The sequence below is a fragment of the Bailinhaonella thermotolerans genome (assembly GCF_003594875.1).
GTDB classification, from domain to species: Bacteria; Actinomycetota; Actinomycetes; order Streptosporangiales; family Streptosporangiaceae; genus Bailinhaonella; species Bailinhaonella thermotolerans.
Genome location: NZ_QZEY01000003.1, coordinates 398,577 through 410,453, shown reverse-complemented (window position 1 = coordinate 410,453; position 11,877 = coordinate 398,577). Strand labels below are relative to the sequence as shown.

At 71.9% G+C, this 11,877-nt stretch carries 10 protein-coding genes and 1 pseudogene; 5 read left to right on the top strand and 6 right to left on the bottom strand.

What is annotated here, in order from left to right; genetic code table 11:
* Positions 1-234: 234 nt before the first annotated feature.
* The 3 genes from D5H75_RS11080 to D5H75_RS11070 all read right to left on the bottom strand — a co-directional run bounded on the left by D5H75_RS11080 (position 235) and on the right by D5H75_RS11070 (position 3,165).
* Positions 235-759 (bottom strand): hypothetical protein, encoded by a 525-nt coding sequence (locus D5H75_RS11080; protein WP_119926295.1) that lies wholly within the window; start codon positions 757-759, stop codon positions 235-237.
* A 235-nt stretch (positions 760-994) separates the two neighbouring features.
* Positions 995-1,774, bottom strand: a complete 780-nt coding sequence (locus D5H75_RS11075; protein ID WP_119926294.1) for an SDR family NAD(P)-dependent oxidoreductase — start codon at positions 1,772-1,774, stop codon at positions 995-997.
* Between the two features lie 203 nt (positions 1,775-1,977).
* On the bottom strand, positions 1,978-3,165 hold the full coding sequence (locus D5H75_RS11070; protein WP_242454135.1) for a C40 family peptidase: 1,188 nt from the start codon (positions 3,163-3,165) through the stop codon (positions 1,978-1,980).
* 252 nt (positions 3,166-3,417) lie between these two features.
* Between D5H75_RS11070 and D5H75_RS11065 the strand changes: the two genes are divergently transcribed.
* Both D5H75_RS11065 and D5H75_RS11060 read left to right on the top strand, forming a co-directional pair.
* The gene (locus D5H75_RS11065) at positions 3,418-3,966 is read left to right on the top strand and encodes a hypothetical protein (protein ID WP_202638040.1); all 549 of its coding nucleotides are present in this window, start codon (positions 3,418-3,420) and stop codon (positions 3,964-3,966) included.
* 80 nt (positions 3,967-4,046) lie between these two features.
* On the top strand, positions 4,047-4,997 hold the full coding sequence (locus D5H75_RS11060) for a hypothetical protein (RefSeq protein ID WP_119926291.1): 951 nt from the start codon (positions 4,047-4,049) through the stop codon (positions 4,995-4,997).
* A gap of 237 nt (positions 4,998-5,234) precedes the next feature.
* Here the strand turns inward: D5H75_RS11060 and greA are convergent, their stop codons facing one another.
* Both greA and D5H75_RS11050 read right to left on the bottom strand, forming a co-directional pair.
* On the bottom strand, positions 5,235-5,735 hold the full coding sequence (greA, locus tag D5H75_RS11055) for a transcription elongation factor GreA (protein WP_119926290.1): 501 nt from the start codon (positions 5,733-5,735) through the stop codon (positions 5,235-5,237).
* A gap of 122 nt (positions 5,736-5,857) precedes the next feature.
* A complete protein-coding gene (locus D5H75_RS11050) occupies positions 5,858-6,253 on the bottom strand; it encodes a DUF4307 domain-containing protein (RefSeq protein WP_119926289.1) in 396 nt (131 codons plus the stop codon).
* A 344-nt stretch (positions 6,254-6,597) separates the two neighbouring features.
* Here D5H75_RS11050 and mca point away from each other — a divergent pair, with 344 nt between their 5' ends.
* Positions 6,598-7,485 carry a mycothiol conjugate amidase Mca gene (gene mca, locus D5H75_RS11045; RefSeq protein WP_119926584.1) on the top strand — a complete coding sequence of 296 codons (888 nt, stop codon included), beginning with the start codon at positions 6,598-6,600 and terminating at the stop codon, positions 7,483-7,485.
* 357 nt (positions 7,486-7,842) lie between these two features.
* Positions 7,843-8,046 carry a hypothetical protein gene (locus D5H75_RS11040; RefSeq protein WP_202638039.1) on the top strand — a complete coding sequence of 68 codons (204 nt, stop codon included), beginning with the start codon at positions 7,843-7,845 and terminating at the stop codon, positions 8,044-8,046.
* Between the two features lie 18 nt (positions 8,047-8,064).
* Here the strand turns inward: D5H75_RS11040 and D5H75_RS11035 are convergent, their stop codons facing one another.
* Positions 8,065-9,159: a winged helix DNA-binding domain-containing protein gene (locus D5H75_RS11035; RefSeq protein ID WP_119926287.1), complete on the bottom strand. Its 1,095-nt coding sequence runs from the start codon at positions 9,157-9,159 to the stop codon at positions 8,065-8,067.
* A gap of 604 nt (positions 9,160-9,763) precedes the next feature.
* Here D5H75_RS11035 and D5H75_RS11025 point away from each other — a divergent pair.
* Positions 9,764-11,781, top strand: a pseudogene (locus tag D5H75_RS11025) (thioredoxin domain-containing protein).
* The last annotated feature ends 96 nt before the right edge of the window (positions 11,782-11,877 follow it).

Below are 11,877 nucleotides of genomic sequence, written 5' to 3'. Positions count from 1 at the left end.
CACACTCTCGCGGGGGGTGCCTGCATCATCAGCGATGAAACAACGGAAAGGCGAATTGGCCTGGACCAATTTGTTTCACCGCCATGACAGGCGGGGTTCCCGCCCTGGTTCCCGAGGGTCCTACCCACGAAGAGCCGTTCTATTTCGTGACCCATGTCTGTCGAGGTCGCGACAGGTATAGACCTCTGGCACATACCTTTATCGCGCGAATTGCATTTGCCCAGGCAGGGGCATTTACACGGTCGGCGGACCGGCCTTTCGCACCCTTTCGACGTGCTGCAGCGCGTCCCGCAGATCGGCGAGCCAGGAGTCCGCGTGCCGCCCCACCAGACGCACGCACCAGGCCAGCGCCTCGCTCCGGCTGCGGGCCACCCCGGCGGACACCAGAGTGTCGAGGACCACACGCTCGGGCTGCCGCAGCCGGGTCATCACCGGCACCGAGACGGTGGTGAACATCACCCGGCGGCCCTCGCACTCCACGCCCCAGGCGACCTTGCGCCGGAACCGGTGCTCCGCCTCCTGGGCGATCTCGATCCGCCGCTCCCGCGTCTCCTCGCGGAACCGGCTCACGTGCCCCTCGACGGCCGCCTCCCGCTCGGCGTCGGACACCCCCTCGCCGAGCTCCGGTCCCGCCAGCCGCCCCACGACCGAGATCTCCTCCCGGTCCACGACCAGCTCCGGCCGCCCCTCGAACCACTCGCCCGGCACCCGCCCCGCGAACCACCCGCGAAGCCGCTCCATCGCTTCATCGCTTTCCATGTAATCGAGATTACATCGTTTCGTCACTGACTCCTAGAGGAGAGCGCACGCGATACCGGCCATGCTCCGGCGGCCCGCCGCTCGCGACGACAATGCGCCGACCACGCGCTCCCGGGCGCACCTCGCCCATGAGCGCGGGCGACGGCGCGGAAGCGCGTGATCGGCGCGAAGAAGAGGGCGACCCCGCCCTCAGGAAAAGGGGGCGCCCCCGGGGAAGAGGGGACGGCCTCCGCCCTCAGTGGACGGAGAAGCCGCCGTCCACGAAGAGGGACTGGCCGGTGATGTACGCCGAGGAGGGGGCGGCGAGGAAGACGGCGGCCCCGGCGAAGTCGGCGGGCAGCCCGTTGCGGCCGATCATGGTGCGGGCGGCGAGGGCCTCGACCTTCTCCGGGTCCGAGGAGAGGCGGGCGTTGAGGGGGGTCATCACGAAACCGGGGACGAGCGTGTTCGCGGTCACGCCGTACGGCGACCACGCCTCGGCCTGGGAGCGCGTCAGGCCCTCCAGGCCCGCCTTGGAGGCGCCGTACGCGCCGCTCTGCACGAAGGCGCGGTGGGCCTGCTGCGAGCTGATGTGGATCAGGCGGCCGTAGCCGCGCTCGGCCATGCCGGGGGCGAAACGCCGGCTCAGGAGGAAGGGCGCCGCGAGGTTGACGGCCATCGTGGTGTCCCACACGTCGTCGCCCAGTTCGCCCAGCGGGGGGCGCAGGTTGATCCCGGCGCTGTTGACCAGGATGTCCGGCTCCCCGAACGGCTCGGCCATCCGCTCCGCCGCCGCCCGCAGGGCCTCGCGGTCGCCGAGGTCGGCGCTTACCCACGCCGCCGCGCAGCCGTACCCCTCCAGTTCCTTCGCCGTGTCGGCCAGCTCCGCCTCGCGCCGCGCCACCACCACGACCCGGGCCCCGGCCCGCCCCAGCGCCACGGCGATCGCCCGCCCGATCCCCGAGCTGCCCCCGGTCACCACCGCGACCCTGCCGTCCAGCGAGAAGAGTTCCCTCAGGTAAGCCTCGTTCGTCATGCGCCGACCCTAGACCACCCCCCGCGCACCTCCCCGCCCTCGCCGTACGGCCCGACCACGGTCCACCACGGCCCAGCGCGGTTCGGCACAGCCCAGCGCAGCCCCGTACGGCTCACGCGGGCCCCGCCGCGGCCGTACGGCTCACGCCGGGCGCCGCCGCCCAAGCTCGCCCCGGGGACACGGCTCATGCCGTACGGCGGGGCTCAGCGGACGCGGGAGGCGATGGCGGGGCTCACGCGGACGACGCCGGCCAGGCCGCGCGTGCGGATCGGGCCGATCTTGACGACGTCGCCGGTGCGCGGCGCCTGGATCATCTTGCCGTCGCCCCAGTAGATGGCCACGTGCGAGATGTAGCCGGGGTTCGTCGGGTCGCTGCGCCAGAAGAGGAGGTCGCCCGGCTGGATCTGGCTCAGCGGGACCTGGGGGCCGGTGACCCACTGCTGGTGGGTGACGCGGGGCATGCGGACGCCCGCGCGGGCGAAGGCCCACTGGACCAGGCCGGAGCAGTCGAAGGTGTCGGGGCCCTCGGCCCCCCAGACGTACGGGCGGCCGAGCTTGGTGCCGGCGGCGGTCAGCGCGGTCCTGATCTGCTCGGCGCTCATGAAGGCGCTGCTGGGCCAGGTCTGCCCGTTGAGCTTCTTGTCGCCCCCGGTGACCTTGCCGGGGACCTTCAGGACGGGGTCGATGACGACGGCCTTGGCGCCCTTGGGCAGGTGCGGCGTCAGGGCCTTGCGCAGCTTGCCGGAGTCCACCTTCGGGGCGCTGATCAGCAGCGCGTTGCCCTGGGGCAGGCCGAGCGCCCGCCCGGTGTCGCGCGAGACCACGGCGTCGATCGCGCCGATGCCCATCGTGGCGTACGCGCCGACCCGCATCGTGCGCGAGGCGTTGCGGACCATGCTGCCCAGGGTCATGCCGCCGTCGTTGCCGAGCACGAAGGAGACCGCGACGTCCCCGGCGGCGACGTTGCGCCACAGGTTGTCGGAGGCGGCGGTGGGCTTGGGGGTGTACGCCCGGAAGGTCGAGGGGTCCACGCCCAGCGTCGCCACGCGCTTCCCGCTCAGCATGACCTCGGCCGCGTCCACCACCTCGACCCGGGCCACGCCCTTCGTCCGGCGGATCCGGTCGACCAGGTCCGGGGGCAGCGTCTCCTGCCCGGCGACGAACAGATGCGGCTTGACCACGCCGCTGAAGGGGGCGACCGACCCGGCGGCGTTCGCGACGCGGTCGGAGGACGCGACGAAGCGGGCGTTGGAACCCTGGGCGACCTTGGTCTGCGGGGCGAGCCTCGCGGGCTCCTCCTCGCCCATGGCGACGAGGCTGACGGTGGCCAGGGTGACGTTCGCCAGGAGGGTTCCGGCGACGACCAGCGGCGTCCACCGGCGTACTCGCAACGACACCACTCCCAGCCCTCCGCACCCCGTGATCTGTTCGCCGCTCAACGACTTTGCCTCAACACGACGCCGGCAGTCCAGAGGTCTGCATGAATCGTGAGACTTCGCCGTCGATACCCGGCTTCGCCGGAAAGACGGGAGGCTGATGGCAATGCGATGACCTGCGTCGTGTTTCATCCCCTTTACCCAGGGGACAGCGGCGGCAGATACGGATCGGTCCCTACCTAGGAGGTAGAAATGACCACCGGGGCCGTGATCGCAATCATTATCGGTGTGCTCATCGTCGTCCTGGTCGGCGGCTACGTCGCCTGGGACATGAGCCGCCGTCGCCGCCTTCAGCAGCGCTTCGGACCGGAGTACGACCGCGCGGTCAAGACCGCGGGCGGACGCCGGGAGGCCGAGGCCGAGCTCTCCGCCCGAGAGCGCCGCTTCGAGAAGCTGGACATCCGCGATCTCTCGCCCGAGGAGACCACCCGCTACAGCGGTGAGTGGACCGCCATCCAGGAACGCTTCGTGGACGCGCCCGAACAGGCGGTCGCCGAGGCGGACCGGCTGGTCACCCAGGTGATGGCCGACCGGGGGTACCCGACGGACTCCGGTCACCGCCAGCGGATCGCCGACCTGTCCGTGGGCCACGCCAAGACGCTCGGGGACTACCGGGCGGCCCACGAGATCAGCGAGCGGTCGGCCAAGGGCGAGGCGAGCACCGAGGACCTGCGCCAGGCCATGATCCACTACCGCGAGCTGTTCGCGGACCTGCTCGGGACCGGCTCCACCGGCCGCCACGCCCCGCCCCGGTGAGGCGGGCTCCCCGGCGCCGCCCGTTCTGGCGCGCCCGGGATGGCGAGCGCAGCGAACCGAAGCACAGAAAGGAAGGAGCCGTGACCAACCCCGAGTACCGCGACCGAGGCCGCGACGACGAACACGCCTCACCCGAACACGAGCACGAGCACGGGGGCCTCGGCCGCGCCGGGCCCTCCGACCGGGACGACGACGTGGTGATCCACTCACGCGAGGACGCCACCAGCCACCCCGACGACGTCCTCGTCGCCTCCGCCCACCCCGCCGGCGAGCCGTACCGGACGGGCGACCCCGGCCAGTCCTCCCCGGACGCGGCGGACCCGTCCGCCCACCGCGAGGGCGCCGACGACCGTGACGCTGACACGCGGCCCGAGGCCGGTGACATGCACTGGGACGAGTCGCCCCGCGCACCGCACCCCGACACCGACCCGCAGCGCGAGGCGGGCGTGTACGGCGGGCCCGCGCCCGCGCCGTACCTGGACGAGACGGACGTGCGCCCCCACTCCCCCATGTCCGGCGCCGCCGACCGTTCCGACGAATCCGACGAGTCCGGTGAGTCCGGTGAGTCCGGCGTTTCCGACCGTTCCGGGGGCGCCGATGACGCCGGCCGCTCCGACGTGGGCCCCTCGGGGACCGGTACGGCGGAGCCGCCGGGCGCGACGCCGTACCCGCCGGTCATGAGCACGGGCAACACCACCGGCGACACCGGGACCCCGGCCGGCGAGGCCGCGGCGGCCGCCGGGGCGGGTGGGGCGGCCTCCTCGCTCGCGGAGACTCGGGAGGAGGCCGTGTCGGTGCGCGACTACCAGCCGCGCTGGCAGGAGATCCAGGTCGGGTTCGTGGACGACCCGCGCAAGGCCGTCGAGCAGGCGGACGCGCTGGTCGAGGAGGTGGTCCAGGACCTGGTCAGCGCCGTCGAGGAGATGCGGGACACGCTCCGCGAGCGCTGGCGCGAGGGCTCGCCGGACACCGAGAGTCTGCGGGAGACGATCCAGCACTACCGCTGGCTGCTCCGCGAGCTGACCACCTGAACCACCCGAACCACCCGAACCACTGAACCATCCCGAACCGCAGGGCCGCCCGGCCGCCTGATCGCCGGTCGGCCCGGTTAGTCCGATTTATCCGTACAAAAACCGAAAAATCGTAAAACAACGCGAGGAAGCCGCTCACCCGAAAAGAGGTGAGCGGCTTCTCGCGCACATGACGCGGTGATGGCCGGAACCGCGGCGCGGGGAGAGCCGCCGGCGCGCGGAACCGTCGCGGGAGGGCTAGTTGCCCACGTAGGGCACGGCCTCCAGGATCTCCACGGTGTTGCTGCGCCCGTTGGGCATCGTGTAGGTCGCCTTCTCGCCGATCTTCTTGCCGCTGATGGCGGCGCCCAGCGGCGACTTCGGCGAGTAGACGTCGATCGGGGCGCCGCTCTCCTCGCGGGAGGCGAGCAGGAACGTCACCTCCTCGTCGTCGCGCTCGAACCGGACGGTCACCGTCATGCCGGGACCCACCACGCCCTCGGTGCGGGGGGCCTCGCCGACGCGGGCGTTGTCGAGGATGTGGCGGAGCTGGAGGATGCGGCCCTCGATCTTGCCCTGCTCCTCCTTGGCGGCGTGGTAGCCACCGTTCTCGCGCAGGTCACCCTCTTCCCGGGCGGCTTCGATCTTCTTGGCGATTTCGATGCGTCCCGGGCCCGAGAGGTGTTCCAGCTCCGCCTTAAGGCGGTCGTACGCCTCCTGCGTCAGCCAGGTGACGTTCTCGTCGTGGGACTCGGCCACGGGTACTCCTTGCTGTATTGGGGGCTGGAGATCGGTTAAAGGCTCGAGGTTTCGAGACCACGTATGTGCGAATCTCGAAAGGCTAACAAGTGAACGGGCGGGGCGCTTCCCCGGATGTCTCACTATTTGAGATAGCAGTGGTCCACATGCCCGGTCGCCGGGGGCACCGTGGTGAGCACCCGCTCGGTCATGCGGTACGTGCTCTTGCCCGCGGGGATCTCGACCTCTCTCGTGCCGACCTCGGCATGGGTGGTGTCCTGCGCCCGCAGGCGGCACGCGGCCGCCCGGTCCGCGGGCTTGGTCACCTCGAAGACTACCGTGACCTGGTTCCCCGGGCCCAGGTCGAACGCGATGAGCTGATCGTAGACCTCGGTCTTCCCGGTGGAGGTCCACATGACGTAGCCCCACCCGAACGCGCACGCGGCCGCGAACACCGCGAGCACGGTGTAGACGACGGCGCGCCGGGAACGGCTCGCCGGTGGGCGTACGGCCCGCGCGTCCGTGCCGGTGGTCGCCATGGTGGAATCTCCCTGCGTGGTCCGACGTTGTCCAACACAATTGTCGCCTGTCGGGGCTACGGTTTCCGCATCGCGGCGTGTTCCGTACGGCACAGTCCTGTCCGGGGCGCCCGTGCGGCTTCCGTACGGCGGTGCGGCACACTGCGGCGGTGCGCGGCGAACGCGGCGCCTCGCCCTGCTACACGGCACGACGCGACAGAACGCGGCCTATGCGGCACAGTGCACAACGGCGGCACAGTGCACAACGGCATGGACCGCGCCATCCGACGCGTATGACCATGGGTGACCGATATGAGGAGACTCCAGCCTTGAACGAGAGCCTGAACCGAGACGGCCTGCGCCTCATGGCCGTCCACGCCCACCCCGACGACGAGTCCAGCAAGGGCGCGGCGACGATGGCGAAGTACGTCGCCGAAGGGGTGGAGGTCCTCGTGTGTACGCTCACCGGCGGTGAGCGGGGCTCGATCCTCAACCCCAAGATGGACCGCCCGGAGATCGCCGAGAACATCGCCGAGGTGCGCCGCCAGGAGATGGAGCGCGCGCGCGAGATCCTCGGCGTCCAGCAGCGCTTCCTCGGCTTCGTGGACTCCGGCCTGCCCGAGGGCGACCCGCTGCCGCCGCTGCCGGAGGGCTGCTTCGCGCTCCAGCCGCTGGAGGTCGCGTCCGAGCCGCTCGTGCGCGCCGTGCGCGAGTTCCGGCCGCACGTCATCCTGACGTACGACGAGGACGGCGGTTACCCGCACCCGGACCACATCATGACGCACAAGGTGTCGGTGGAGGCGTTCGAGGCGGCCGGCGACCCGGACCGCTACCCGGACTCGGGCGAGCCGTGGCAGCCGCTCAAGCTCTACTACCACCTGTCCTTCACCAAGGCCCGGTTCGAGGCCCTGCACGAGGCCATGACCGAGGCCGGGATCGGCTCGCCCTACGGCGACTGGATCGCCCGCTGGGAGGACCGCCCGCAGAAGTGGGAGCTGACCACGCGCGTCCCCTGCGCCGACTACTTCGAGGTCCGCGACCAGGCGCTGCTGGCGCACGCGACCCAGGTGGACCCGGACGGTTTCTGGTTCGTCTGCCCGCGCGAGATCCAGCAGAAGGTCTGGCCGACGGAGGACTACCACCTCGCGCGCTCCCTGGTGGACACCACGACGCCCGAGGACGACCTCTTCGCCGGCGTCCGCGAGACCCTCCCCGCCACCACCCCCGCCCCGGAGTGCGACGCCACCTCCTGACCCCCGTCTCCACCCGGGGATCTACGCTCCCCCCTTTTCGGGCCCCGATTTCCGCATCCTCGGGCCCGACCTCGTCATGCCCCCGTCCTGGAGCCCCTCCCCCCCTTTCCTCCCCCGTGATCTTGCGATTCCGCCCCCACGCCGGCACCACCTGGGGCCTCGGGTGAGGGACGGGCGGGGCGGAATCGCAAGATCACGGGCGGGATACGGGCCTTCTGGGGCTGGGTACGCGCGGGCCGGGCCGGACCGGAAGGCGCGTGGGCGAAGGCGCGTGGGCGGAGGCCGTACGGCGCGCGGGAGCCGTACGGGATGCGGGGGTCGCACAGGTCACTGCCCGGCGCATGGAAGACTTACGGTGTGACTGTTCTACAACCTGTCGAGCAAAACGCGGTGAGCCCCGGGCTGCTGGGTTTCCTGGTCGTCGCGGCGCTCGGGCTGGCGCTGTTCTTCCTGATCAAGTCCATGAACCGGCAGATCAAGAAGATCGAGGTCCCGCACGAGAACGAGCCGGGCAAGGACCGCCCCGGCGACGAGAACCCCCCGAACCCGCCGGCCAAGTGACCCGGGGCGGCCCGCCGCCTACTCGAACACCAGGTCGCGCGCGCTCCCCTCGGGCGCGGCGAACTCCAGCATCCGCTCGCCCTCCTCGGCCAGCGCCTCCCGGTCCGCGTCCGGGATGGGCTCGAACAACCGGATCGTCAGCGACGACGCGCGCCGCCCGGAGGCGATCTTCCACGTCCCCGCGACCATGCCGTCCACGAACACCGTGCCCGGAATGACCGCGTTCTTGGTGAAGACCGTCTTCGTGTACGCCTCGGGCAGGACGCGCGTCTTGTCGGCGTACGCCAGCAGCACGTTGTCGTACTCCGCGACGAGCCGCGGCGGCAGCGGCAGGTCCGGGTCGGGCAGCGGAGCGCCGGGGACGTCGAACAGCTCCCGCCCCCGCTCGTCCTGGAAGATCCGCAACCGCGGCCGGAGCCGTTCGACCACCTCGCGCAGCCGCGTCAGCCCTGACCACTTCTGCATGTCGGCCACCGTCGCGGGACCGAACGCCGCGAGGTACCGCAGCACCATCTCCTCAGCCGAGGGCCCGCCCGCGGCGGCCTCCCCCAGCCACGCCTCGGCCGTGGTCAGCACCGGCTGCCCGCTCCGCCCCCACACCCCGCGCGGCGGCACCTGCACCAGCGGCAACGCGAACCGCACGGTCCTGGCCAGCGCCCCCGCCTCCCGGCCGGGCCACCGCGCGGCCAGCGCCGCCTCCAGCTCCCGCCCGGTCATCGGCCCCTCCTCCAGCAACTCCCGGGCGGCGGCCGCCACCTCGGCGAAGTCCACCCCCTTCACCACGGGCGAATAGGCGCTGTTGGAGTGCAGAACCGCGTCGAACACCGGCTGGGTGAGCGCGCGCAGCCCGAGGCAGTCCCGTGCGCTGACCAGGTGCACGGTCCCCCGCATGACCGCGATCCGCACGACCTGCCGCTCCACGAGCAACCGCGACAGCTCGCCCGGCTCGAACCCCTCGAGCCGCGACCACAGCCCGTAGTACGGCGGGAACGGCGCCTGCGCCTGCAGCCCCACGAGGTACTCCACCGCCTCCAGCGCCCCCATGGCCACCCGCCGCGACAGAAACTGCCGCTCCATGGTCGCCCGATTCAGCGCCCGAGCCCCCACCCGCATCCCGCCCACCTTCCCAAGCCCGAAACCCCCCACCCTAGGCCAAACCCACCCCCCGAACCCCCCTCTTCGACAACCCCCCGCGGTCCCGAGTCCGACCCTGCCGAGCCGCCGCATCACCCCCTTTTTGGGCATTCACCGGTAGCTCCGACCTATCGCCACACTTCACGCCGGTCCATCAGATCCGGCCCCCATGACCGCGCCCACGGCGTACCTTCGATCGAACATGCGATCGACGACCTGTGGAAGGCGGAGTATGGGCGGGGCTCTCGCCGAACCGGCGGAACACGGTGATCCGCGCACTCGTGGACCGGGGCGACGGATCCTCCGCTCTCAGATTCCGCGGGGTGGCCGAGACACCGGGGGAACCAGGCTCTGGCGGTGTCGCCACGCCGAGTCCTCCGATGAGCCTCCGCGAGAAGCGCGCGGTGATCGCGGAGATGTTCGCCTCGCTGGTCGTACGCCCTGTGGGCAAGGGGCGGCAGAGAGGGAGGGGTGACGCGCTGGAGGTGACGTGGAACGCCGCCTTCACCGGGATCCCCGCGTCTCCGGCGGCCGGGGCCATGCCGGGGATGAGACGACGGCCGGCACGTGAGAGCCTTGACGCATGAACCGGCTGGGTAGTGAGACCTCTCCCTACCTCCTTCAGCACGCCAGCAACCCCGTTGACTGGTGGCCCTGGGGAGAGGAGGCGATGCTCGAAGCGCGTAGGCGGGACGTGCCACTGTTGATCTCAGTCGGCTACTCATCCTGCCATTGGTTACGCAGCTTCTAGCATCGCGAGATCACTGGTGTCATGTCATGGCTCACGAATCGTTCGAGGACGTGGGCACGGCGGAGATCATGAATCGGCACTTCGTGTGCGTGAAGGTGGATCGGGAGGAGAGGCCCGACGTGGACGCCGTGTACATGGCGGCCACGCAGGCGATGACGGGGCACGGCGGGTGGCCGATGACCGTGTTCGCGACTCCCGACGGGGCGCCGTTCTTCACGGGGACCTACTTCCGGCGGCCGGACTTCCAGCGGGTGATGCTGGCGGTGGCCAAGGCGTGGGCCGAGGAGCGGGAGGGGGTGCTCACGCAGGGGGCCAAGGTCGTGCAGGCGCTGAGCGGGCAGAACGCGCTGCCCGGCGGGCCGGTTCCGACGGCGGAGACGCTGGCGGCGGCCGTGCGCAATCTGGCGTCGTCGTTCGATCCGGCGCACGGGGGGTTCGGCGGGGCCCCGAAGTTCCCGCCGTCGATGGCGCTGGAGTTCCTGCTGCGGCACCACGCGCGGACCGGGTCGGCGGAGGCGCTGCGCATGGCCGGGAGCACGCTGGAGGCGATGGCCAGGGGCGGGATGTACGACCAGCTCGCGGGCGGGTTCGCGCGGTACAGCGTGGACGCCCGGTGGGTGGTGCCGCACTTCGAGAAGATGCTCTACGACAACGCGCTGCTGATGCGGGTCTACACGCACTGGTGGCGGGCCACCGGGTCGCCGTTCGCCCGGCGGATCGCGCTGGAGACCGCCGACTGGCTGATGGCCGAGATGCGCACGCCCGAGGGCGGGTTCGCGTCGGCGCTGGACGCCGACAGCGAGGGCGAGGAGGGCCGCTTCTACGTCTGGACGCCTGAGCAGCTCACGGAGGTGCTCGGTGAGGAGGACGGCGCGTGGGCGGCGCGGCTGTTCGAGGTCACCGGCACGTTCGAGCACGGGACCTCGGTGCTCCAGCTCCTTGAGGACCCCGACGACGCCGACCGGTGGCGGCGGGTGCGCTCGGCCCTGCTGCGGGCCCGCGAGCTGCGGGTACGGCCGGGCCGCGACGACAAGGTGGTCGCGTCGTGGAACGGGCTGGCGATCGCGGCCCTCGCCGAGACCGGGGCGGTGTTCGAGCGGCCGGACCTGGTGACGGCGGCGCGGGACGCGGCGCGGCTGCTGGTCAACGTGCACCTGACCGGCTCGCGGCTGCTGCGCACGTCGCGGGACGGCGTGGCCGGGCCCAACGCGGGCGTGCTGGAGGACTACGCGAACGTCGCGGAGGGCTTCCTGGCGCTCTACGGGGTCACGGGCGAGGCCGGGTGGGCGCACAACGCGCGGGTGCTGCTGGACGTGGTGCTGGACCGGTTCGGGGACGGCCGGGGCGGGTTCTACGACACCGCGGACGACGCCGAGAAGCTGTTCCAGCGCCCGCAGGACCCGACGGACAACGCGACCCCCTCGGGCCGGTTCGCCGCCGCCGGGGCGCTGCTGTCGCTGGCCGCGCTCACCGGGTCCGTACGGCACCGCGAGGCGGCGGAGGCCGCCCTGGGCGTGCTGAACACGCTCGGGGAGCGCTATGCCCGGTTCGCCGGGTGGGGGCTGGCGGTCGCGGAGGCGGCGCTGTCCGGGCCGGTGGAGATCGCGATCGTGGGCGAGCCGGGCGACTCCCGCACCCGGGCGCTGCACCGGGCCGCGCTGCTCGCCGACACCCCGGGCGCGGTGATCGCGCTGGGCGAGCCCGGCGCGGAGCCGTCGGTGCCGCTCCTCGCGGACCGGACCCTGGTGGACGGCGGCCCGGCGGCGTACGTCTGCCGCGGGTTCACGTGCCGCCTCCCGGTGACCGAGCCGGCCGCCCTGACGCGCGAGATCGCCGCGAGCACGCCGTAGGGACCCGCCAGAGGCCGTTAGGACCCGGCCAGACGCCGTAGGACCCGACCAGACGGCGCCGGACCGGCAGCACGCCGTCGGACCGGCCAGAGGCCG

Excerpts from the sequence above, each read along its gene's own strand:
- mca (WP_119926584.1), top strand. The coding sequence starts at position 6,598 with ATGGCCGTCCACGCCCACCCCGACGACGAGTCCAGCAAGGGCGCGGCG.
- D5H75_RS11035 (WP_119926287.1), bottom strand. The coding sequence starts at position 9,159 with ATGCGGGTGGGGGCTCGGGCGCTGAATCGGGCGACCATGGAGCGGCAG.
- D5H75_RS11080 (WP_119926295.1), bottom strand. The coding sequence starts at position 759 with ATGGAAAGCGATGAAGCGATGGAGCGGCTTCGCGGGTGGTTCGCGGGG.
- D5H75_RS11075 (WP_119926294.1), bottom strand. The coding sequence starts at position 1,774 with ATGACGAACGAGGCTTACCTGAGGGAACTCTTCTCGCTGGACGGCAGG.
- D5H75_RS11050 (WP_119926289.1), bottom strand. The coding sequence starts at position 6,253 with ATGGCGACCACCGGCACGGACGCGCGGGCCGTACGCCCACCGGCGAGC.